Raw genomic sequence first — 24061 nt, 5'->3', positions numbered from 1 at the left:
GTTTTTATTTGCCAAACAATGCTTTAGATTGGGAGGCTTTAAAGTGAGCGCGCAGTATATAGAGGAGAAACACTCAAGACAATTTGCTTGACTGCCAAGTGTTCAAAGTTTGAGGTTTATATAAAATTAAGCTTAATTTGGTGAGTTTTCGATTAATAGTGGATTCGTAAAACGAGAGGAGAGCCGTATAAACGACTCTCCTTAAGAAAACCAACTCGACTTATGACTTACAGAGTAGTAACCACGTCATCGATGTGAAGGCGTGCTTTAGGCAGGCCGTGGTTGTAGTCTTCGCCATCTTTGTGGTAACCGATTGCAAGTGCAACTTCACATACGTGACCGTCGAGTTCTGTTTTGAATTCTTCGCCGATCAATGTTGGGTCAACACCTTCCATTGGAGTAGAGTCAATACCTAGACGCGCTAGTGTGTGCAGTAGGTTACCAAGCGCGATGTAAACTTGCGCTTTAGTCCAACCGCCGTTGTAGCCATTCTCGTCTGTGTTTGCTTCAGCGAAAGCGTAAGCACCCATGAACATGTCGTACATCTCTGCTGGTAAGTGACCAGAAGTTACTTCGGCATCAACGCGCTTCGCGAATTTCTCTTTAGTGAATTTTGGATCGTACGCCAGCAGAATAGTGTGAGACGCGGCTTTAGCATGCGGTTGGTTAAACTGGTGCATGTTAGCAAACGTATCGTGGAAACGCTGTTTCGCTTCGTCGCTCTCAATTACGATGAATTTCCAAGGCTGAGAGTTGATAGAAGACGCAGATAGGCGGATTGCTTCTTTGATGATTGCCATATCTTCTTGAGAGATGCGTTTCTCTTCGTCGTATTTTTTAGCTGTGTAACGGTTGTTTAGGTCTGTAATGATTTGATGAGACACGTTGATATCCTCTTAAAATTATTCAACAAATGAGGATGCGCTTAGCATCGACAACCATGCGTACCTCGAAAGTGAGTCCATAATATCGACTTTTATCGAATTGATAATACGTGTTTCGTTTAAATCACTTTCTATTTTTTATTGAAAATCGAATTTGAACGCCTAAAAGGCAGGTTGGCATTCTCCGTACGCCGACGTTCAGAAACCGCAGAAACCACCAACGAGCTTGGTAGGATTATCAAATTACATTCATAATGAAAATAGATAAGTTGGTTGGAGGCTAGGGTATGAACGTAATCGAGGTATTTAACGACAGCTACGAACGCTGCGTAATCCATGAGGACTTCTTTGATTTGTTCTATGAGAACTTTTGGTCGAAAGGTGAGAACTTCAGACAAAAGTTCGATGGCGTGGACATGAAAAAGCAAATCCGGATGCTTAAAGGATCTATTGTGTTTGTGATGATGGCAGACACCTCTGTAGATGCTCGAGATATGATGCGGAAATACGGCAATAAGCATGGACACAACAATATTGGCGTCGCCCCTGAAGACATTGATGTCTGGTTTGAAAGCCTGTTAGAAACCGTCGCCCAATGTGATGCTGACTTTGATGAAAGGGTAGAGTACGCGTGGCGTCACTGCTTTGAAACTGGGTTGGCAATTATGAAGAAAGAGTGCACCGACGCTTAAGTGCAATCAATGTTGAATTGGTAAAGAGAGTAGAATACAGCTACTCCCTTTTTTCTTTTTCTACTTGCCTCTATAGCGGCTACTAGGCTTACTCTTTCCCTTCTTCCGACTCTCCCTGATTTTTCTTCACTGCTTTGGCGATATCGGAGACCGCTTCGACGAGATTAATCGGCATCGGGAAGATGATGGTCGATGTCTTGTCTGTGGTGATTTCAGTGAGCGTCTGCATGTATCGAAGCTGCAACGCGTTAGGTGCTTCGTTGAGCATTTCTGCCGCCTCTTTTAGCTTATTGGATGCTTCCAATTCACCAGTTGCGTGGATGATCTTCGCACGGCGGTTACGCTCGGCTTCGGCTTGGCGGGCAAGGGCACGCACCATGCTGTCGTTAAGGTCGACATGTTTCACCTCTACCGTTGCGATTTTAATTCCCCAGTCATCTGTTTGTTGGTCGAGAATGGATTGCAGGTCTTTGTTGAGGCGCTCTCGTTCAGAAAGCAACTCATCCAACTCATGCTGACCTAACACTGAGCGCAACGTCGTCTGTGCAAGTTGGCTGGTGGCATCGCTGTAGCTTTCGATGTTATTGATGGCCATTTGCGGATCGACGACTCGAAAATAAACCACTGCATTGACACGCACAGAGACGTTATCACGGGTAATTAAGTCTTGGGTCGGAACATCCAATACAATGGTTCGTAGGTCAACACGAACCATTTGTTGAATAAATGGAATAAGGATTATCAACCCTGGACCTTTCACCTCTTGAAAGCGTCCTAAGAAGAAGACGACGCCACGCTCATATTCGCGCAGCACTTTGAACATTTGCGTTGCCAGTGCAAACAGTAAAACCAGTATAACGGCAACAGTGTAGAGCATCATAATCGCCTCCTATCCTTTAGGGCGGTCATTAGGCTTCACAGTTAAGGTCAGCCCTTCCACGTTTATTATGGTGACTTGGTCACCTTGTTTGAGTTGTTCCCTTGCTTTGGCTTTCCAGAGTGCGCCTTCTAACTGCACTCGACCTGTGCCATCGATAAAGTCATCACTTACAATGGCTAGTTTTCCTGGGTAGGCTTCTAAACCTGTTGTGGCTTTCCTGTTTCGTATTCTCAGTAATAAACCTACGGTAATGATGATCAGTGCGCCGGAGAAAATCGCTATTCCGAATATGAGAGGAAGGGCGATTTGAAAACCAGGTAGCTCGCTGTCCATCAAGAAAACGGAACCCAGCACAAATGCAACAACGCCTCCCAGCCCGAGTACGCCAAAACTTGGGCTGAAAGCTTCCGCGATCATCAGCGTGATACCGAGTAAAATAAGCCCCAAGCCCGCATAGTTTACTGGCATCATTTGTAGGGCGTACATTGCTAGTAGTAAGCAAATGCCTCCCAATACGCCGGGTAAACCGATACCAGGATTGTAGAACTCAAGTAATAGCCCATAAATACCAATGAGCATCAATATGTAAGCCACATTTGGGTTAGTGATAACGGCCAACATTTCTGCGCGCCAGTCAGGGACGCGTTCAATGAATACGGGATTTTCTAGTGACAACGTCACGTCCATGCTGTTTAACTTGATGCTTTTGCCCGAAGCTATCTTTACCAACTCTTGCGGAGAGGCTGCTATGTAATCAATGACCCCGAGCTCTAGAGCCTCTTGTGCATCGAGGCTTGCTGCCTCACTAACCGCTTTTTCGGCCCATTCTGCGTTCCTACCGTGAAGCTTAGCGAGCCCCTTTATATATGCTTTTGCGTCATTGACGACTTTCTTTTCCATTGTGGTTTTTGTGGTGACTTTATCGGACGATTGCTCAGGAGCAGCCTCTTCCTTGTTTTCATCGCTTTCTTTTTCTGAAGAAGGTTGTTGAGGTGCACCGCCAAGGGCGACAGGCGTAGCAGCTCCTAAATTGGTCGCTTCAGCCATGGCGGCAATATGACTTGCCAGAAGAATATAGGTACCAGCACTAGCTGCGCGAGAACCAGAAGGCCCAACCCAAGTCGCCACGGGAACGGTGGAGGTAGTGATTGCTCTGATGATATCTCTCATTGAGCTATCTAGGCCCCCTGGGGTGTCCATTTTCAAGATGACTAGATCAGCACCTTCTGCGTTTGAAAGCTCGATTTCACGAACTAGGTAATCACTGATTGCGGGGCCAATAGCGCCTTTGACCGGAACTACCCAGATTTCACTCGCGGCATTAACGTTACTTGTGACGAGTGTAAAAAATAGGGCAAGCCAAGCATATAAATGTCTCATAGAGCCCTCCTTGTGCAATAACTAAAGTATAGTTATTGCAGGGCTAATCCTCGGAAATTGTTAGTAATAAGCTGTAAATGAATATGTACAAAAAAAGCGCCACTAGTTTTTGCTAGTAGCGCTTCGGCTTTTTAGAGGGGGTTAAAGTGATGAAAACTGATCCAAGATGTCTTGCTTTGGCATCGGTTTGTAGAAGTAAAAACCTTGGATTACATAGATACTCTACTCCTTGAGGCTCCCTAAAATTTCACTTTGATACATTTGTAAGTAATTGATCGTTTGCTATTTAAGGTACAATTCAAAGGAGTGTTTTAAAACCCCTACAGCGACAAGGGGTTAACTGAAACTGTTGGTTGATAGTCGAGATGATTTGAATATGATGAGTTCGTCATCGGGAATTTTTAGGAAATGTGATGCTTGTAGTTCAAAGGCTTTTAAAGCTTGCCGTAATTTGTGCGATTTTCTTTACCGTGTTTGACCTGATTCAATACGGTCATATTACGTGGATTGATCGTTTGATAGGAAGGTAAGTTTCTTCTATGGAGCCAGTTCCGTTGGCTCCGCTATGATCAATACTGCTTCTTTTTTTCATTCAATTCAGCCTGAATGCTGATTTCTAGTGCTCTATTGTAAAACTTAAGATAGTTGGTTTTTTCTAGCTCTTCGGCACTTACCAACTGTTGGATAATGGTATCGCAGCGTTGAATAAGAGCTTGAACTTCCAAAGCCGTTTTGTCTGAGGGCCATGCCCGAGTTAGGATTTTGATAATGTTTATGCAAACGGTACGCAGCATTGGGCATCGAAGTTGAAGCTCGATTAATGCATCCAATAGTGCTGGATAATCTTCCTCATGCGCCCTTATTTTTGTGTATTGCTCCTGCATCCAAGCCTGACGTGCACGGTTCTCAGCTTCTAGCGTTTGTCCTAGGGTAATTTTGCTCGATAGTATGGTATCGCTCGAGTCAGTCTGCAGGTTATCAAAGCACCAAGTAATTGCGGTCGCAAACTCAGTCTCAAAGTTCATTTCATGTAACAACCAAGCGAGATGGTATTGGGCGTAGAAATGACGAAATGGGTTTCGACGATAGAGATCGCTCAGTACTTTGAAGGCCTTCATATAGTTGCCATCTTCAGCGGCAATATGCGCAGCAATGAGGTCGAGCTCATCCTGAAATTGGAACCCTTCAGCACTGGTTACTAGAGCTTTAAAATGTGCTTTTGCCTGGCGTAACAAATCATCACGGCCGCTGAGTTTTCTGTGGCAATACAGTAAAATTCGGATGAGATTCATCTTACTGTAAGCATTATTACGATAGGTATCTTTGTTGATTTCTAAATAGTTGTAATAATGATCAAGCGCCAACTTGTATAATCCTTCTGAAAGACACAAGTTCACGATAACCAGTTCTCGTTCCGAGTTACCTTCCACTAATTTGTTTGCGAGTGCTAAGTGTTTAATGGCCTCTGGAATCTCTCGCTTAACAATCCCATAAGCTGCCGCGCATTCGCGTATCTGAACGTTATTCGGTGAGCTTTTAAGTAGCTCTTGCACAATGTGTTGTGCTTCATCTGTTTCCCCCAGCATCATTAGAGAGTTAGCTAAGCCTACTTTTGCCCAGTTAACCTCTTTTCGATCGATGACTTTCTGATAAACCACTTTTGCTTCTTCATGCAATTTAAGCTTTGTTAAGAAGTCTGCGCGAAACTTCTCCACGATAAAGTAATATTCGGGATGGAAAGGAGACAATTCATCGCAGGCAAGTAAGCCTGCATTCCAGTTATTTTCTAGCTCCGCTTTATAGATATCTTTAAGGGCTTCCTTACGGCGAATCGCGGAAGATATCCGCTCTTTTAAAGTCACGGAGTTAAATGGTTTCAGTAGATATTCATCCGGCTTTAACTCAATGATAGCGCGCACGATGGATGCTGAGTTTTCCCCTGTGACAAGAATGAACAAGGTTTCTGGTCGAATCAGCTTAAGGTGCTTCAACTCTTCGAACAGTTGTTTGCCATTCATGCCTTTACCAAAGTTATAGTCGCAGATAACAACGTCTAGTGTTTCACGTTGAGCGATGGTTATCGCCCCTTTGGCAAGCCTAGCACTAAGAATGCGTTTGTCTGAAAATCCGAGTTTAGTCAGCATGTTTCGTAAAGTCAGCACAACGACAGGGGCATCATCTACGATTAAAACATTGAGTTCAGAAAATGATTTGTTACTCATGAAATTTAATATCAACAAAACAACAGCAGTGGATAGAAACGCTCCAAGCTTGCGCGTTAGAGCAATTCAATCAGTTGAGAAATAGGTAGGGGCTTTGATGCAATGTAACCTTGAAAAAGGTCTACCCCAATTTCGTTTAAGTAAGTCAAAGTCGCATGGTCTTCAACGCCCTCTGCAACGGAGCGTAATCCGAGTGACGTAGCAAGTTGCACACAGGCCGCAATTAGCTGGCGGCTTTTGTAATTTTGAACCGCATTACCAATAAACTTCTGATCAATTTTTAGTTCAGTGAATGGTAACGTCGCCAATTGGCTCAAAGATGAATAGCCCGTCCCGAAATCGTCAATCGCTAACCCAACTCCTCTCAGTCGTAAATTGGCTAAATTGGCCAATGAAATAACGCATGAGTTATATACCTCATCTTCGGTTAATTCGAGAGTTAGCCGTTCCACCGCAAATTGAGAACGCTCACAGAACTCTAGGAGTTGTTCGCTCATTGGTGTTTGCAGCGTCTTTTGATTCATGTTTATTGAAAGCAGCAATTGGTTATCGAAACGAGATAGATCGTTTAGTGCGGTTTCTAATGAGACCCAAAACAATTTGTCCAACATGTTGTGTTTGGTCATTGCGCTAAGAAACGCATTTGGCCCCAACACACCATGTGTAGGATGTTCACAACGAATCAGCGCTTCAACACCAATGATCTTGTTGTTAGATACTTGGTATTGGGGCTGGTAGTAATTACGAAACCAGCCTTGGTCAAAGCCTTGATTAATATCCTCAACGGAGAGCGAGACCATTTGCTTACCCGAATCTGATGGCGAAGCGATAGCCTTAAAGTCAGACAATATGTCTTCTAAGGTACCTAAAGCGATGGGCTTAACTAGGGAGCGAACAAAGCAATAGCCAGCGGACACGCACATACTATAAGTAATATCGACGACATCTTTGTTTGCCGCGCTAAGAATCACCACGCCGGTAGGGCGCTGAGCTTCAGATAGTGACGATAGTAAGTCAATGCCATTTAAACCCGGTAAGTTTAAATCACAGAACATCAGGTCGATTTGTTGCTTGGCACACAATGGAGCGACCTCTTTGCCGGAATGCAGCAGCTGAATGTTGGCGCTAGTGTAACGGCTCAGTAAAATCTTCAGGTTTGTCGCTTGTAGAATATCGTCTTCAACAATCAATATATTCATTTAACTACGCTCTGTTATCTAGCCACGCTTTCGTGCTAGACAAAATCTCTTCAAGTATTTTTATCAGTGCGTCCTTACTAACTTGCTCTTTGTCTGAGCCTATCCATTGTTCACATGTTTTTGCAGCTTGCTCTAGTTCACCAATAGAGAGTGCCGCTGCTGAGCCCTTAATTCTATGGGCGACAGATTTAAGAGGTTCTTCAGCACTGTTTAGTAGTGCTTTGTCTGAGGCAAAAGCCATGAGTACCACCTCTGCAATTTCAACTTGCTCATCCACGTGGTAACTATCAAGCCAACATCTGTTTTGGTTTACTGAGCTCGGCGGTAAGTACCTTTCAAAAATGCCTCTGAGTGTTTCGATAGAGTATGGCTTGAAAATGACTTCGTTCATTCCAGCTGCTGATGCTTTTTCCAACACATACTTAGCGTTGTCTGCGGTACAGCCGACAATAGGCAGTGCATTCAACATCGGATGATTCTTTATTTTTTGGGTTAATTGATACCCATCCATGTGTGGCATATGGCAATCAGTGATGATTAAATCGTACGCGAGCTCTTCTTTCTCAATAGATTCGACCAGTGTTTTGAAAGCAGACTCTCCACTCGACATAACCGTTGCTGACACACCAATGCTGTCGAGTTGCTTTTTGAACAGCAAGCGGTTGATCGGATCATCATCAACTACCATCACATGACCTGACACAGATAGTGATTGCTGCGGCTTATCTTGATCTTGTTTGGATGTTCGGTTTAGCAGGGCATGATAAAGCGTGTCTGGGTAGAAGTTTGAACTCCCAGATTCTGGCTCTAATGCCGATGTATACAAACCGAACTCATCAACAGGTACTTCCCAGCAATTCAACCAAGCTTCGGTTTGGCTATTGTTGCAAGCAACTGGTCCAGTATTTAAAAGTTGAATCTGTCTACCAACCATTGGAATGCTGATGATGACAGAAGTACCAATATTGGGTTGGCTACTCACACTAATACTGCCTGCCATTAAGTCCACCAAACTTTTTACAATAGACATGCCAAGCCCAGTGCCGCCAAAGCGTCGTGTAATGGTTTCATCCCCTTGGATAAACGGTAAGTAAAGGGATGATACTTGCTCTGGAGTCATTCCACATCCGGTATCGGATATACCCATGACCAACTGAGACTCTGATGAAGCGATAGAAACTTCAATATTGCCTTCATGGGTAAATTTGACGGCATTACTCAACAAATTATTTAAAATTTGATTGATGCGCAGCCAGTCAAGGTCAACGTCCGCAAATGCGTTTGGTGGCCAATCGACAATAAATCTAAGCCCTTTTTGCTCAGCATTCTTTTCAAAGCTGCGAAGAATTGGCCCCAATTCGCTATACAGATTTCCGTTACAGACGTCTAACTGAAGTTGGTTTGCTTCAATCTTTGAGAAATCCAATATATCGTTTACGTGCAGCTTCAAACGATCGGCTGAAAGCATCGCATTTCTTAATAGTTCTTTGCTCTCTGGCTTCGTAAGATCCTCTTCCAACAGCTCCATCAAGCCCAACATGGCGGCGATAGGAGTTCTCAGCTCATGGCTCACTACAGCTAAGAAGTGGTTCCGTGACGCAATTGCTTGCTCTAGTTCGGCTTCTTTTCTCTTGAGCACTGAAATATCGTCGAAGACCGTCATTTGGTATTCGTTACCATCAGACGGGTGTTTTATTGTCTGCTGGTGGACACGGTACATGTGATCATCAAGTTTTAGGTGTTTAGACTCATGTTCTAATGAGGATGCCTTGTCAAATTTTACCGTTTTCAGAAAGAGCTGCTTCTCATCAACCGACGCAGTGCCATATTTAGTGCAGCGCTCCATTACTGACAAATACCGCTGATTAGCTAATACTTGTTGACTGCTCTTGTCCGTTATGACGATCAAGTTGGGCACATTATCTAAGATTGATGAAAGCCATTGGTTTTCAGTGCGTTTGATTTTTGACTCAAGCTCTCTTCTTCGCAGTGTTCTAGACAATCTATCCGTGTGCATGAAGTAAATCATCAGAGCAATTAGGAAAACACAAGTTCCTACCAGCGCCCAAATAACGACTAACTTCTTATCGATACCATAAGTGATCATCACCTTGTTATGACGTTCAATTAATTGCTCGATCTCCTCTTTGGACGTAACGGTGAGCACAGTGTTTAGTATCTTGTGTAAGAACGCAGATTCACTACGTAACTCCATGCCGATTGGAGACGTTAGGTCGTAAGCTGTTGGCGCAGTTACAGGTACAAAAAGCTTCTCGAAACCTTTGTAGTAGTGGTTATCAACAATGCTCTTATTGACGAAGGCATGAGAAGCTTTGCCCGAAGCAAAGGCATTCATCAGCGCCTCGAAATCTCGGTACACCGGATATTGTTTGAACTTTTCATTTTGATGAAAGTGGGTGTAAAAGTTACCACTGCGATCCAAGATGGCAGTGGTTTGCTTTCCTTTGATTTGAGTTGCTCTTATGTAGCTAAACTTGAGCTCAGAATACGGTTGTGTCGCGATAAAATCGCGGCGATCGATATTATTCGTATTGCGAGCAGGCAAGAGGTCAACGACACCGTCCTTTAACATCTGTTCGACATCATGACCTTGAGGATCGATATATTCGAATGACAATAAGCTACGTTGGGCTAGCAGTTTCAATAGGTCGTGAACGTATCCTCGCAGTCTTCCTGTTTGCGGATCAATATAAGAGAGAGGATACAAATCATCTTCTATCGTGTATCGAATTGCTGTTCGGCCTTCTTGTTTTTCAAGTACTTTTAGCATCATGTCGTTATGCAATATATTGATATTTGCTTCTATTCCGACATGAGTATTCTGAGTGTTTTTTGTGTGCTCAATATACTTGTTGATGATTGACATCAACTCAGGGTTACTATTATTAGTCGCAATAGAGACTTCGCCTTTTGATAGCGACTTGTCATATATCACTTCACCAACGAGTTCACCGTTAACGTTCTGAAAACCATAGCTATTAAGGGTTGAGAGGCCCACAATTGCGGCATCGGCAATCCCAGTGTTTAAAGACTGAAACAGCATTTCGTTGTTATTGACGATATGAAGCTTATTGTAATCCTGCGTTTTTGCGAGGTCGCATGCGCTCGAATTTCTCACACATGCCCACACTAGTTCGTCTAAAGGTTTGGACTTTAGAGAGCTGTCTCTAAGCCAAATTAAGCGTAGAGTATTGAAGATAGGCTGTGAGAAAAGAAAGTCGGCGCTTCGAGCTTGTGTCGCAACAAAGCCAACTGTCAAATCGATCTCGTTCGCTTTTAACGCGGTAAAAAGCGCTTGTATATTGGAAAATGGGACATACTCCGGTGTTATGCCCAACTCTTCCGTCATTGTTTCAGCGTACTCAATATTGATACCTTCTTTTGAGCGAATATCGCCCCAGTAAGGTAACCAGTTTCCTTCTAGCACACCGACTTTTAGTGATGGGTTGTTTTTTAGATAAGTCTGCTGTTCTTTGCTTAAAAGATCAGCGGCAGAAATAGCAAATGTAATAGATGATAATGCAATCAATAAAAGGCTTTGAATTTTCACTAATTCTTTAAACTCAATAACTTATCAGAATGAAAAATGGGGGCGGATAGTATATGTTTTCACCACTTCCGCCAATTTGTCTTGTTTGTCGTATCGATAAGTAAGTTTTCTAGGTGGCTGACTCTTAGCCAGTAGTGATGTAGTTGATGGTTTGAGACACGGAATGAGTAAATGGCCTTTAACATTCAAGCAATTTATCAGTATGGTGAAGTTCTTAACCACTTTGACAAGGAAGTGATATGTCTCGACACACCGCTACCGTTCATTGGCAACGTCAGCCTCAGGAAATTTTCAGTGATAATTTATATAGTCGTGCGCATGTATGGCAGTTTGATGGTGGCGTGACCGTACCCGCTTCACCATCGCCTCATGTTGTACCATTGCCACTTTCAGTCGAAGAAAACGTTGATCCAGAAGAAGCGTTTGTTGCCGCGCTTTCAAGCTGTCATATGTTGGTGTTTCTCTCCATTGCAGCGAAACGTCGCTACGTGATCGACAGCTATATTGATGAGGCGTTTGGAGAACTTTCAGTAGGAGAAAATGGCAAAGAGTGGGTTTCGAAAGTAGTGCTTAGACCAAACATTGTCTTTTCTGGAGATAAGCAACCGACACGTGAACAGTTAGCGAAAATGCACCACATGGCACACGAAAACTGCTTTATTGCCAACTCAGTGAAGACGGATGTTGTTACAGAGTTAGTGGATTAAGGGAGAGTGACGTTATAGGTGATAAGGCTGGTATTCAATCGTAATCAGCTTGCTATCTAACCCCAAGTTAAAGCTCTAATTAACCGTCTAATGGCTTGAATGTGAGTGACTTGTTTCACACTTTGAGTCATTAAAAGTCGGAGCCTGAACCAATGTTGTGCAGTGGCGCAAATAGTTTGTTGTTAAATTAATGTTAATATCGAATGGTGTGTCATTGATTAATAACGAGCATGGATGTGCAAACGCCTTTGAATCCCTTTATTCAAGCTAATGGAATACCTCAATTTGGTCACTTAGCATCAATACCGGAATCGCTTCAGTTAGATACTTTCGTGTATCTCAATGAAATGGATCTGCCCGCGTCGAGTTGGCGTAAGCGGTTCGATTACAAGCAATTCCAGTTTGTTTCGATTGTCACGTCGAAATACATCATTGGTGTCGCAATTGCAGATATTCGCTATTTGGCGTCTGGTTTTTGCTATGTGTTTGATACAGAAAACCATGAGCTAGTTGAACAGCAGTGGTTAAAGCCGCTTAATATGGGTTATCAAACGCAACCTTCTAGCTGGAATAGCCAAGCATATCTCGCTAATGATGCAATCCAGTTCAATATTGAAAATGGGCAGTGGCATATAAAGCTTGCCACGAATCTTGTTCAAGCGGATTTGATGCTCTTACCTGATTCAAAGTCTCAAACTGAGCAAGAAAGCTTACCCTTGATGCTTTGCACACCCACAGCATACTCAGGATGGACCTATACCCAAAAACATAATGCACTCACCGTACAAGGTGAAATGAGTGTGAAAGGGCAGCAACAAGACTTGGTGAATGCGGTTGCTGGGTATGATTTCTCGGCTGGGTATATGCGAAGAGAAACCAGTTGGCGATGGGCGAGTATCAATCATCAAGATGAAGATAAACGTATTGGGCTTAACCTAGCGGCTGGGGTGAACGAAACGGGGTATTGTGAAAACGTCATTTGGATTGATGGTGAACGTCATCTGATGCCACCCGTACAGTTTGATTTTTCCCGCATGCATCAAGAAGCATCATGGCGGATCACTTCGCAAGACAATCGCATTAACCTGGTGTTTACGCCTAAAAATCAACGTTCGGAGAAGAAGAACTTCTGGTTTTTGAAAAGCAATTTTCGTCAATTTGTCGGTTACTTCTCTGGCTATTTGATTGATGGCAATGGCATTAAGCACGAACTCGATGAGGTGATGGGACTCACCGAAGATCACTACGCGAAATGGTAGGAACGGACTATGGAATGGTCACAGATTACAGAACATCCTGATTTATTGCTGATGCTGCTCGCGCCAATATTCTTTCTCTGTATTGCGGCGGAATATTGGTTTGGACAGCGCGGCGGGAGATTACCAGAGAATGCGCGATATTATTTACCCGAGGTGGTGTGTAATTTCGTTCTAGCGGGGCTTCATCAAGCTACAGATATTTTAACAGGACTGCTGATCGCTAAGCTGTATTTATGGTGGTTTGGCTGGCGTCTGTTTGACATTGAGATGACCGTCTCTACTTTCTTGTTGCTGATGGTTTTACAGGACTTTTTCTATTACTGGTTCCACCGCGCAAGTCATCGCATTCGTTGGATGTGGGCTGCTCATGTGGTGCACCATAGTTCAGAGCGCATGAACTTCAGTACTGCATTCCGTCAAAGCTTGATGTACCCATTGGCTGGAATGTGGTTATTCTGGCTACCTTTGGTCGTTATTGGTTTTGATCCTAAATGGGTTGTGTTTGTGGTGTTACTCAACCTTGGGCTGCAGTTCTTTGTTCATACTCAATCGATTCGTTCTCTCGGGCCTTTGGAATGGGTCTTTAATACGCCATCCCATCATCGTGTGCATCATGGGGTAAATCGTCAATATATCGATAAAAATTATGCCGGGGTACTGATCATTTGGGATCGTATGTTTGGCACCTTCGAACCAGAAGTGGAAACGGTTCGTTATGGCATCTCTAAACCCGTCAACAGCTTCAACCCAATCACAGTAACGTTCGCTGAATGGAAAGACATGATCAAAGAAGTGACTCGTCCTAACTTGTCTTGGCGTCAGCGCTGGCGGTGCTTGTTTGCGCCACCATCCGACACTATAGAGTAGTGGTTCAGATTGGTTAACTAAATGTCACCCTATTTGTGGTGAGCCAAATGAAATAAACTAAGTAAATCGCCTAGTTGCTCAAGAGCGACGGATGCAGATGGAATAAAGTCTTCTGGATTCCCATGGTGAATCAAGCAGGAGGGCATTTCAGCGTTAAATGCCGCTTGCAAATCATACGAGTGATCCCCGACATAGAGCACCTCGTTGGGCAACAAGCGCCAATCTTTAGCCAATACTTGCAGTGAAAGCGGATCGGGTTTGGGTGGGTAACATTCTCTCGTGATCACGATTTCAACGTTGATTTGATTGTGTTCGAGTTTCTTCTGTGTCGCAATTAAACAGTTGCGGGTTACAATCGCTGTCTTGATTTGTTGGCCGTGTAAGTGGTCTAACAGTTCATGGCATCCTGGCATAGGTGACGAATGTTCCGCATCAGAAATCTCATAGTCAAAGATAACATTGTGGGCGTGTTCTTTATGATGTGGGTGATCAAGTGCTTCTACAAAATCCAATAAGTCCTCATCTGATGGGCAGCCGAGCTGATGTCTTAACTGGCTGAAATTCATATCAGAACTGACAAGTGTATTGTCTAAGTCAAAAATAACAGCCTTGATATTTTCAATTTGTAATGGGAAAGGAACCATAGTGACCTCGTACAACAAAACCGAACGATCGTTTTAAAAAACAATTGGTTATTGTTAAGTGTAGGATCTTCTGTTTAGATTGTATGAAAATAAATCAATAGTGCATCACAAAACAAGGATGAGTCATGATAGTTCCAAAACCGTTACAAAAGGGCGATACCATCGGCTTTTTCTCTCCTTCATCTCCTGCCACAGTATTTGCCCCCGAGCGTTTTGAGCGTGCTAAAGCGTATGTGGAGTCATGTGGATACCAGCTAAAAGCAGGAAGCTTAACGGGCAAAACTGAGCAATATCGCTCGGGTTCGATTCAAGAGCGAGTGGAAGAGTTGAATGCGCTGATTCGTGATCCCGAAGTACGCTGTATTATGTCGACCATTGGTGGTTACAACAGCAACTCTTTGCTGCCTTACATCGACTACGAAGCGCTAAAGAAAGATCCCAAAATCATTGTTGGCTATTCAGACGTGACAGCTCTACTGATGGGTATTTACGCACAAACTGCCATCGTCACTTTCTATGGTCCTGCTTTAGTGGCGTCGCTGGGTGAATTTCCGCCTTTGGTCGACGAGACATTCGCTTCGTTCGAGTCGATTGTGAATACGTTAGATAGCTTGGCGCATCAGTACACAATGCCTCAAGGTTGGACAGATGAATGGATAGAGTGGGGTGAACAAGACCGCGCAAAGCACACTTTGCAAAACCAGTGGCACTTCAAAGGCGAAGGCAAGATCACTGGACGTTTGATTGGTGGCAACCTCAACACCATGACAGGAATTTGGGCAAGTGAGTTTATGCCGAGTATTGAACATGGCGATATTTTGCTGGTGGAAGATTGTTTGCAGGGGATTGAAACCGTAGAGCGTTCATTTGCTCTGCTTAAGCTCTCTGGGGTGTTTGATAAAGTCAGTGCGGTTGTGCTGGGCAAACATGAGAAGTTCAATGACAAAGGCACAGGACGTACACCAATAGATGTGTTACTGGAAGTTCTTAACGGTCAACCATTGCCGATTTTGTATGACTTTGATAGCTGCCATACTCACCCAATGCTCACCGTTCCATTGGGCTCGACCATGACGCTCGATTTTGACAATGAAACGGTGGCAGTCAGTTTAAAGGGCTAGCTTTGTCTGACTAGCTCGTCAGAGAAAACTATTTCTCCTCTAGACGAAATATTTTGCCGCTGTCGGTAGAAAAGTAGATATAACCATCGGGGCTGATGGTTATATCTCTTACTCGCTCACCAAGATTTTCCATCAATCTTTTTGATTCGGTGAGCTTGCCATTCTCAATAGAAACCACGTTGATGTGCGCCAGTTTCAATGCACCGGCGAGGATTTTTCCGTCCAACTCAGGGTACTTATCGCCACGGTACAAAATCATGTTACTTGGTGCGATAGAAGGGATGTATACCAGTTTTGGATCTTCCATTCCCGGTAACGACTTAGCTTCACCAACGTCCAACGGTCCCCAATATTCCTTACCATGAGAGACTTTTGCCCAGCCGTAGTTCGCGCCTTTCCTTATCAGGTTAATTTCATCACCGCCGCGCGGTCCATGTTCAATCGACCACAGCTGTTTTGTTGCTTCGTCATAAAACATGCCTTGCGGGTTGCGGTGCCCGTAACTCCAAATCTCGGGACGAGCCTCAGAAGGTTTGAATGGGTTGTTTTGCGGAACCGAACCATCAAGGTTGAGACGAAGAATACTGCCAGCATGGGTTTGAGTGTCTTGCCCATTATCACGTTCGCCGCGGTCTCCAATCGAGAAGTAAACTTTGTCGCCAACAAACGCAATACGACTGCCGTAGTGACGTCCCGTGTCAGTGATCGCGTCAGCGACAAATACGTCTTTCCAGCCAACAAGCTGATTATTTTGCAATTGCGCAGTCGCTAATGCCACCGTATTGCCTTTTCTAGAGCGCTTACTGTAGGTAAAGAAGAGGTGCGGGTTCTGCTCATTGGTATTCGGTGCGAGTGCGACATCCAATAAGCCTGCTTGCCCACTGCTATTTATGTCGGGGACGTTAAACAGCTTTTGAGGCTTGCCTGAAGTGATATCGAGCAGTGAAACCGTACCGTTTTTTTCATTAACGATAACTCGTTGGTTATCTAAGAACTCAATTCCCCAGGGAATTTGCAATCCATTCGCTACTTCGTTAGCGCGGTATTCAGCAGCGCTGGCAGAAAAGGATAGACAAGCGAGTAGGGCGGCGGCAATCGTTCTCATGGTTCCTTCCAATATGAATCGTACTAATGCTTAAAAGCTAACACTAAAAGACTATGTTTGGCAGAGGATGCGAACATAAAAAAATCCCCGATACGAGATCGGGGATTGAATTAAGGCAATAGAGAATTAATTATTCAGCGAGATTACATCGCTTCTTCGAAGATCTTCGAGATTTCTTCGTGAGTTGCTTGTTTAGGGTTAGTGAAACCACAAGCGTCTTTAAGTGCGTTGTCTGCTAGTGTTGGGATGTCTTCTAGCTTCGCACCAAGTTCTTTAATACCTGAAGGGATGCCAACATCTTTCGCTAGTACAACGATAGCGTCGATAGCTGCTGCCGCACCTTGTTCTGCTGACATACCTTCTACATCTACGCCCATTGCTTTCGCTACATCGCGTAGGCGCTCTGGACATACTTGCGCGTTGTAACGCTGTACGTGAGGTAGAAGAATCGCGTTACAAACACCGTGTGGAAGGTCGTAGAAACCACCTAGTTGGTGTGCCATTGCGTGTACGTAACCTAGAGACGCGTTGTTGAACGCCATACCAGCCATGAACTGTGCGTATGCCATTTGCTCACGAGCTTCTAGATCTTCACCGTTTTTCACTGCTGTGCGTAGGTGCGCTTGAATCAATTCGATCGCTTTGATTGCTACTGCGTCAGTGATTGGTGTCGCTGCGATAGATACGTAAGCTTCAACGGCGTGCGTCAGTGCATCCATACCTGTAGCTGCTGTTAGCGAAGCTGGTTTAGCAAGCATTAGCTCAGGATCGTTTACAGAAATAAGCGGAGTAGTGTGCTTATCAACGATTGCCATCTTGATGTGACGTTCTTCGTCAGTGATGATGCAGAAACGAGTCATTTCAGATGCTGTACCAGCAGTCGTATTTATTGCAATCAGTGGCATCATTGGTTTTGCTGACTGATCTACGCCTTCGTAATCAGCGATTTTGCCGCCGTTAGAAGCAACTAGTGCGATACCTTTTGCACAGTCGTGTGGTGAGCCACCACCTAGAGAGATAACGAAGTCACACTCGTTATCAGAAAGAAGAGTTAAGCCTGCGTTTACGTTGCCAATTGTAGGGTTTGGCTGAGTGCCGTCAAACACAACAGTTTCAACGTCACGCTCAGTAAGAAGATCTTGTACCTGCTTTACTACGCCGATTTGGTTAAGGATTTTATCCGTAACGATCAAACCTTTTTTAAAGCCTTGAGATTGGATGCTGTCTGTTGCGTCTTTAAGGCAACCTGCGCCCATTAGGTTTACGGTAGGGATAAAAAATGCACTTGTCATATTGGATTGCTCCGTCGTTATTTTTAATAATCTTTCTTAATCTGTCATTTACTTTTGCATACCAAGTTCATGTTTGAGATTGATCTAGAACAAGAATAACCCCTTAGAGGTATCTTGAACGCAGAAAGTGTGATGGCAGTCTTGTTGCACAGTGAGGTGGTGCAACACCTACTTAACGTAGCTGAAATATTTCATTTATCACGCAAACGATTGGCAAAAATAGCAAGTTTTGTACGATTAATCTCCCAATTTGACTAAAGTATAAAAAATCCCCATTGATGTTATATCTATCAATGGGGATTGGTATTTCGCCTTTAAGCAAACGTTTTCCTTTTAGGCGATTTTAACTAACTTATCTACTAATTTCTCAATACCTGATGCCGCTTGGGTTATATTCTCCGCTAACATATAAGCTGGTGTAGAAAGTACTTTGTGTTTTTCATCAAAGTGGACTTCATCAACTTGGCAATCAATGTGTTCACCACCCATGCGATTAAACGCCGCTGCCGTTGCTTCATCGTTACCAATCGTACCTTGTACGCCTTGGTCATAAACCAGTGGAATAATTGCTGGAGCAATACATAAATAACCCGCAGGTTTACCTGATTGAGCAAACGCTCGGCATGCTTGTGCTACGTGAGTATTGATAGAACACTCCGCACCGGAAACGGCGAAGTCAGTTAAGTTTTTTGCTGCGCCAAATCCACCAGGGAGAAGTAGGGCATCGTATTCGTCGACATTCAGTTTGGCGACATCATCAATGTTGCCGCGTGCAATACGTGCTGATTCGACTAGAACATTACGCGAGCCATCCATTTCCTCGCCTGTCAGGTGATTAATGACGTGAAGTTGGTCGATGTTAGGTGCAAAGCAGTGCCATGTGGCGCCTGCTTTTTCGATAGCATAGAGTGCTAGTACAGCTTCGTGGATTTCTGCTCCGTCATAAACGCCGGAACCACTTAAAATAACTGCGATTTTCTTCATGATTGGATTCCCTTACTCTGAACGTTCCGTAGATTGTTCCTCACTATCTAAACTATGAGCTTCTGAACGTGTTTCAACGTTTTCACTTTCGTCTTCTTCTTCATAGTAGCGCACAACAAACGGTGTCAGCATGACACTGGAAGGAAGAAAATGTTTCATATCGACTCCAATCGCTTAATAGAGTAGTTCTTATACCGATTTTGGAAAAAGAGTACGTTGAAGCGGATCATTTTTGAGTTAAGCTGCAGTTTTCGTTGGTATTCATGAGCAGTAGGTCACACAGATAATATGCAATCTTATCAATTTCGTTTCACCCTCTATGGCTGTATCGCGATTCTTTGTTGGAGCTGTTTGCTCGGTATTGCTAGGTTGGTGACAGAGAGTCTAGGGCCAGTAGGAGGTGCAGCGATGCTGTACTCTCTGAGTTCGATTTTCTTGTTGGTTGTTGTCGGTATTCCCAAGCTGTCTTATTTCTCTCCCAAGTACTTAGTGCTGGGAGGAGCGATGTTCGTATGTTATGAAATTTTCCTCGCACTGGCATTGGGGTACTCAAACTCTCGAGCTCAAGCAATAGAGGTTTCTATTGTTAATTATCTCTGGCCTGCGCTAACCGTTTTATTCGCTGTGTTGGGCAGTAATAAAAAGCCGAATTGGTTGTTGTACCCAGCAGTTACGTTGGCGTTTATTGGCGTTGCATGGACAGTTAGTGGTGACAACGGTCTATCTCCGACACAGTTAGTCGCTAATATTAGTAGCAATCCTCTGGTGTATTTTATGGCGTTTACTGGCGCAGTGATTTGGGCTGTATATTGCAACCTAACGCAACGACAACAATCAAAGCACAACGCAATTACGTTGTTCTTTATCGCAACGGCAGTATCTTTGTGGGTGAAGTATGCATTTGCAGATGAGCCACCAATGACATTCAGTTGGGAAGCTGCGGGTTATTTGCTCGCATCTGCCGCCTTAATGGCGGGTGGCTACGGGTTGTGGAACATTGCGATCGTGGGGGGCAATATGGTGTTTCTCGCAACGTTGTCTTACTTCACGCCGATTTTCTCAGCTTTGTTTTCCTCTCTTATTCTTGGGGTCACTCTGAGCCACAGCTTCTGGCAAGGCGTCGTGATGGTGACGGTTGGCTCGCTGATGTGCTGGCTAGTCACCAAAGAAAAGCGCGAAGCAGCAGGATAAACGCGTACTTAAAAGGAAATATCTATGAAACTCAAAACTATCGCAGGCCTATTTATGCTTTTTGCCCATCCTGTAGTCGCTGATTCAGCCCTACCTGAAGGAGCAATACAAGAAGGAAGCTTGTCGAATCAAAAATTGATCCAGGATGCTATGGTTGGTGTTGTCGCAGAGGTAGCGACTAGGGGGTGTGAAAGTCCAGAAAATTTCCTGCCATACGTTAAGGCGCTACCTCAAGGAGAGATCGGCTCAAGATATTGGCGTGAGATCTGGGTGGTCAACGGCTGTGAGAAGACATACCCAATTAACTTATATTTTAGTGAAGATGGTGTAGGTGCAGCAAATTGGGTTATCGAATAAAGTGCTAGCAAAGCGTTTATGTCAGATTCGCAACGCTTGGTATTTGGGGTTGAAGTAACTTTTGTTTGTAACGCCACAATGGTTTAGGTGAGATTGAGGGGCTGAGAGTCTAAAAATCACAGTTCAATGTACCAACCCCTCCTAACCTCCCCTTGTATTAGGCATCCAAGCTCTCAACACTCCGAGTTAAAGGGGAGGGACGGGCCCTGCATTTGAGAATAATTCAGTGCTCATTGTTAGCATTCGCCGGATCAGTAGAAGAACGGTGAGCTGAAGTCAGCAAAGAATAGCTCTCCCCCTTGAACGCCGTATTCAAATGCGAAGCAACGCTAGTTAAGAAAAGGGGGAGTTGGAGGGGGTTGCAAGTGCACAAGCCACAGTTCAATGTACCAACCCCTCCTAACCTCCCCTTGTATTAGGCATCTAAGCTCTCAACACTCTGAGCCAAAGGGGAGGGACTGGTCCTGCATTTGAGAATAATTCAGTGCTCATTGTTAGCATTCGCCGGATCAGTAGAAGAACGGTGAGCTGAAGTTAGCAAAGAATAGCTCTCCCCCTTGAACGCTGTATTCAAATGCGGTGCAACTCAAGTCAATAAAAAGGGGAGTTGGAGTGGGGGCGAATGTGCAAGTCAAAGTCCCTGTTCAATGTACCAATCCCTCCTAACCTCCCCTTGTATTAGGCATCTATGCTCTCAACGCTCCGAGTTAAAGGGGAGGGACTGGTCCTGCATCCGAGAACAATCCAATACTTACCGTTAGCATTCAAAAGACTTGCAGAATAACGGGGATCTTAAGTTAGCAAAGAACAGCTCTCCCCCTTGAACGCTGTGTTCAAATGCGGTGCAACTCAAGCCAATAAAAGGGGGAGTTGGAGGGGGTTGCGAGTGCACCAACCGAATAAACAAAAAGCTCCCGAAAGTGGGAGCTTTTATTTTGAGTTCGAATGTTTTTCTGTGGCGTTTTAGCAAGCAACATTTAACTGCAATTGAAGCTTGAATCTGTGCTTCGATAGTCGCTTAGTAAGCTGCTTACGAGTGTGCTCTAGCGTATCCAGCTCTAGAGTATCGTCATCAATGTGAACGTCTACATTCACTCGTAACTCTTGACCTACCTTTGTCACACCAGCCAGTTTCAATTGGTGATCTGTGACTTTTTCAATTTCAAGTACGTCGTTCCCAACACTATGACAAAGCTCTTTGCTTGGTGCCATCATTAGCAGTTCACGTAATGCGCCAACCAGCATATCAAATGGTACTTTAAGGAAATAGAAGCCCATCAATACCATCATCATTGGGTCTGCATAGACCGCGTAATGTGCATATGGCGTTAGAGATACTAACCACGCAGCGATGAAACCGACTGTGACAGCAACACTTAGAAGTGTATCCATTTGCCATTGTTTTTTCTCAGCTTCGATCAGACCTGAAGAGAAGCGACGGCTTTTCTTCGCCATAAACCACCATGCATAGCCACAACCAATTACGTTGATTGCACCGAAGATAGTGGCAATTGAAGCGTCAACCTCGCGACCGCCAGATGTTAAGGCCGCTACTGCTGAGAACAATGAGAACGCGACCACGACTAAAATTACAGCTGCTTTAATCGCGATAACGATTGGTTCTAGTATCGCTTTGCCAAAAGGAAAAATAGATTTTGATGGCTTGCTGATGTAGTACGAAGCTGCCAGTGACAATAAAGTTAACAGCAGGCTGACGAGAGAATATACACCGTCAAATACAATGACGATCGACCCAACAAGCAAGCCAAGTACCATTCCTCCTACTGCAAACCCAGAAGCTAAAAGGGCTGAGAAGATTAAGATACGGTTTTCGTTTTTGCTTGTCCTGTCACACATAAAAGATGCCTATAATTTTTACACCTTTATATTCTTCTCTTCTGAGTGAATTTAAGCAAATAGAAACTGTGTGACATTTAAACGATAAAGTGTGCTACTGATGGTTGGTTCTTATTTTTCAATGATTTAGGTTGATTTTGTGCTGTCAATAATATTGACGCTCACTGTGAAACGTTTAGAAGTCGAATAAATACTCGCTTAATTTATCAGCCAGCCAACTCATTGCTGGGTGTTCTGTTTGGCCATTTGGAACAAACATACAGTAGTCTTCTTGCTTCAAACCATACGTATGTTTGATCACCGCAAGCTTCTGATGTCGCAAGTAATGTCGGATCAACGGCTCGGGTAAAACGCCCCATGCGTCTTCTTCCAAAATGGTGTTGAGCATATAGTCAAAACTTGAAAAACCAATATATCGAGTAGAAAAGGGTTGCAGTTCAGGGTTGTCTTTCTCGTTCAAATACACCATCAGAGCTTGCATTTGGTTACGTAGGTCTTCATCGGTTACACGACGCATTTTGCTTAAACGGTGATCGAAGCTGCACACCGACATCATGCGAATTTTACCCAGCGGGTTATAAACGATATGTGGGTCATCAACGCGTTCATAATCGACCCCAAACGCAAAGTCGACTTGTTGGGTACTCACTAAGTTGGCTAAGTCACCACTGGACGCTAGGATCAAGTTGAATGTCGTTGAAGGGAAGCGGTTATTAAGCGTATGAGATAGCTCTTGCCACAAGTCATCAGGTAGGGAGTCATCTCGGGCAACCCAAACTTCAGCGTTGAAACCATCTGAGACTTGGGCACAAGTTTTCTTGATGCGTTGTGCGGTAACGAGCAAGCTCTCACAATCTTTATAGATAGCTTTACCGGCTTCAGATAGGTTGAGTTGGTTGCCAGTTCGGTTGAACAGTTCAACGTCTAGGTCTTTCTCTAAGGCTTTTATCGCCATACTGAGCTTAGTACGGTTGCAGTCGAGTTGACGCGCGGCCTCCGATACGGAGCCATATTCGGCGATGGTACAAAAAGCTTCGACTTGAGTTAAGTTCATGATTAAAAAAGACCTAAACTAAAATGATAATAATCGATAACGTAGATGAATGCGCGAACTAACGCTTAGAAAGATTATCGAAAAAAACACGGATTCGCCAGATAAGTCTATGGTGTTTTGGCGTTTTTGCGGTAATCTATGGGGGTTACAAGAAGTGAACATGGAGGCCACGATGGCACAAGATTGGGACGGCTTAGCAAAGAATTGGGAATCTAACCCAGCAACAGAACAATTTGCTCAGTCGGTGTTTGCACAGTTACAACAGCTTACTCAGCTTGATGGCATTAAAGTATTGGATTTTGGATGTGGGACAGGACAGTTAAGCCAACTGTTGTCACCATCCGCAAAAGAGATCGTGGCGCTAGATTCATCGGAAGCCATGATTGAAGAGCTTGATAAGAAAGAGCTAGATAATGTAGAGCCAATTGTTGATGCATTGACTCGTGGTTTGGTCGCTCAGCACCCAGCATTCCGTGGTCAGTTTGACCTAGTCGTTGCTTCTTCAGTGCTGGCATTTATCGATGACTACGAAACGTCTCTTGAGATTGCTCACTCGTTGCTAAACGCTGGTGGTCACTTCGTGCATTTTGACTGGATCGCGGATTCAGCAAAAGAAGGTTTCACGCTAGCGAAGTCAGAGAGCGCTCTTATCAAAGCAGGCTTTACTGAGGTAGAAACGAAGAAGGTCTTCGAAATTACATCAGACGGCCACACAATGTCAGTATTAATGGGTGTAGGTCGCCGTTAATCCCCGACAAAGAACATAAGAAAAGCGAGCTATTTAGCTCGCTTTTT

21 protein-coding genes are annotated in these 24061 nt (G+C 44.1%); 8 read left to right on the top strand and 13 right to left on the bottom strand.

All coding sequences use genetic code 11. The features are described 5' to 3' along the window. Positions 1-227: 227 nt before the first annotated feature. Positions 228-884, bottom strand: coding sequence for an NAD(P)H-dependent oxidoreductase (locus J4N37_RS17985; RefSeq protein ID WP_171358334.1), 657 nt, complete (start codon positions 882-884; stop codon positions 228-230). A 287-nt stretch (positions 885-1171) separates the two neighbouring features. On the opposite strand from J4N37_RS17985, the gene J4N37_RS17980 reads away from it, so the two are divergent. Beyond that, positions 1172-1576: a globin family protein gene (locus J4N37_RS17980; protein WP_252043010.1), complete on the top strand. Its 405-nt coding sequence runs from the start codon at positions 1172-1174 to the stop codon at positions 1574-1576. An 88-nt stretch (positions 1577-1664) separates the two neighbouring features. On the opposite strand, the gene J4N37_RS17975 is transcribed toward J4N37_RS17980, so the two are convergent. From J4N37_RS17975 to J4N37_RS17955, 5 genes are all read right to left on the bottom strand, one after another. After that, positions 1665-2456: a slipin family protein gene (locus tag J4N37_RS17975; RefSeq protein WP_171358332.1), complete on the bottom strand. Its 792-nt coding sequence runs from the start codon at positions 2454-2456 to the stop codon at positions 1665-1667. A 9-nt stretch (positions 2457-2465) separates the two neighbouring features. Beyond that, positions 2466-3836, bottom strand: coding sequence for an NfeD family protein (locus tag J4N37_RS17970; RefSeq protein ID WP_252043009.1), 1371 nt, complete (start codon positions 3834-3836; stop codon positions 2466-2468). Positions 3837-4405: 569 nt separating this feature from the next. Then, positions 4406-6058: a response regulator gene (locus J4N37_RS17965; RefSeq protein WP_252043008.1), complete on the bottom strand. Its 1653-nt coding sequence runs from the start codon at positions 6056-6058 to the stop codon at positions 4406-4408. 56 nt (positions 6059-6114) lie between these two features. Continuing rightward, entirely contained in the window at positions 6115-7257 is a 1143-nt protein-coding gene (locus J4N37_RS17960; RefSeq protein WP_138943257.1) for an EAL domain-containing response regulator, read from the bottom strand. 4 nt (positions 7258-7261) lie between these two features. Beyond that, entirely contained in the window at positions 7262-10828 is a 3567-nt protein-coding gene (locus tag J4N37_RS17955; protein ID WP_252043007.1) for an ATP-binding protein, read from the bottom strand. Positions 10829-11067: 239 nt separating this feature from the next. On the opposite strand from J4N37_RS17955, the gene J4N37_RS17950 reads away from it, so the two are divergent. The 3 genes from J4N37_RS17950 to J4N37_RS17940 all read left to right on the top strand — a co-directional run bounded on the left by J4N37_RS17950 (position 11068) and on the right by J4N37_RS17940 (position 13661). Continuing rightward, entirely contained in the window at positions 11068-11535 is a 468-nt protein-coding gene (locus J4N37_RS17950) for an OsmC family protein (protein ID WP_045386745.1), read from the top strand. Positions 11536-11765: 230 nt separating this feature from the next. After that, the gene (locus J4N37_RS17945; RefSeq protein ID WP_252043006.1) at positions 11766-12794 is read left to right on the top strand and encodes a DUF2804 domain-containing protein; all 1029 of its coding nucleotides are present in this window, start codon (positions 11766-11768) and stop codon (positions 12792-12794) included. A gap of 9 nt (positions 12795-12803) precedes the next feature. Next, a complete protein-coding gene (locus tag J4N37_RS17940) occupies positions 12804-13661 on the top strand; it encodes a sterol desaturase family protein (RefSeq protein ID WP_071234297.1) in 858 nt (285 codons plus the stop codon). 29 nt (positions 13662-13690) lie between these two features. On the opposite strand, the gene J4N37_RS17935 is transcribed toward J4N37_RS17940, so the two are convergent. Further along, a complete protein-coding gene (locus J4N37_RS17935; RefSeq protein WP_252043005.1) occupies positions 13691-14305 on the bottom strand; it encodes an HAD family hydrolase in 615 nt (204 codons plus the stop codon). A 125-nt stretch (positions 14306-14430) separates the two neighbouring features. On the opposite strand from J4N37_RS17935, the gene J4N37_RS17930 reads away from it, so the two are divergent. After that, positions 14431-15426, top strand: a complete 996-nt coding sequence (locus J4N37_RS17930; protein WP_252043004.1) for a S66 family peptidase — start codon at positions 14431-14433, stop codon at positions 15424-15426. Between the two features lie 28 nt (positions 15427-15454). Here J4N37_RS17930 and J4N37_RS17925 read toward each other — a convergent pair whose 3' ends face one another. From J4N37_RS17925 to J4N37_RS17910, 4 genes are all read right to left on the bottom strand, one after another. Beyond that, the gene (locus J4N37_RS17925; RefSeq protein ID WP_252043002.1) at positions 15455-16531 is read right to left on the bottom strand and encodes a PQQ-dependent sugar dehydrogenase; all 1077 of its coding nucleotides are present in this window, start codon (positions 16529-16531) and stop codon (positions 15455-15457) included. A gap of 143 nt (positions 16532-16674) precedes the next feature. Further along, on the bottom strand, positions 16675-17823 hold the full coding sequence (gene yiaY, locus J4N37_RS17920) for an L-threonine dehydrogenase (protein ID WP_010451381.1): 1149 nt from the start codon (positions 17821-17823) through the stop codon (positions 16675-16677). A 333-nt stretch (positions 17824-18156) separates the two neighbouring features. After that, complete coding sequence (gene elbB / locus J4N37_RS17915; RefSeq protein ID WP_252043001.1) at positions 18157-18807, bottom strand: isoprenoid biosynthesis glyoxalase ElbB; 651 nt, start codon at positions 18805-18807, stop codon at positions 18157-18159. A gap of 12 nt (positions 18808-18819) precedes the next feature. Beyond that, positions 18820-18966 (bottom strand): hypothetical protein, encoded by a 147-nt coding sequence (locus tag J4N37_RS17910; protein WP_167381296.1) that lies wholly within the window; start codon positions 18964-18966, stop codon positions 18820-18822. A gap of 129 nt (positions 18967-19095) precedes the next feature. Here J4N37_RS17910 and yddG point away from each other — a divergent pair, with 129 nt between their 5' ends. Together yddG and J4N37_RS17900 are read left to right on the top strand one after the other, a co-directional pair. Beyond that, positions 19096-19998 carry an aromatic amino acid DMT transporter YddG gene (gene yddG, locus J4N37_RS17905; protein WP_252043000.1) on the top strand — a complete coding sequence of 301 codons (903 nt, stop codon included), beginning with the start codon at positions 19096-19098 and terminating at the stop codon, positions 19996-19998. A gap of 24 nt (positions 19999-20022) precedes the next feature. Beyond that, positions 20023-20355, top strand: coding sequence for a hypothetical protein (locus J4N37_RS17900; RefSeq protein WP_252042999.1), 333 nt, complete (start codon positions 20023-20025; stop codon positions 20353-20355). 963 nt (positions 20356-21318) lie between these two features. Here the strand turns inward: J4N37_RS17900 and J4N37_RS17895 are convergent. Together J4N37_RS17895 and J4N37_RS17890 are read right to left on the bottom strand one after the other, a co-directional pair. Then, on the bottom strand, positions 21319-22212 hold the full coding sequence (locus tag J4N37_RS17895; RefSeq protein WP_010451386.1) for a cation diffusion facilitator family transporter: 894 nt from the start codon (positions 22210-22212) through the stop codon (positions 21319-21321). A 175-nt stretch (positions 22213-22387) separates the two neighbouring features. Next, complete coding sequence (locus tag J4N37_RS17890; RefSeq protein ID WP_010451387.1) at positions 22388-23266, bottom strand: LysR family transcriptional regulator; 879 nt, start codon at positions 23264-23266, stop codon at positions 22388-22390. A 49-nt stretch (positions 23267-23315) separates the two neighbouring features. Here J4N37_RS17890 and J4N37_RS17885 point away from each other — a divergent pair, with 49 nt between their 5' ends. After that, positions 23316-24014, top strand: a complete 699-nt coding sequence (locus tag J4N37_RS17885) for a class I SAM-dependent DNA methyltransferase (RefSeq protein ID WP_252042998.1) — start codon at positions 23316-23318, stop codon at positions 24012-24014. The last annotated feature ends 47 nt before the right edge of the window (positions 24015-24061 follow it).

The sequence above is a fragment of the Vibrio sp. SCSIO 43153 genome (assembly GCF_023716625.1).
In the GTDB taxonomy this organism is placed as follows: Bacteria; Pseudomonadota; Gammaproteobacteria; order Enterobacterales; family Vibrionaceae; genus Vibrio; species Vibrio rotiferianus.
Note: the sequence above shows the minus strand (reverse complement) of the source record. Positions and strands in the feature narration are given on the sequence as shown.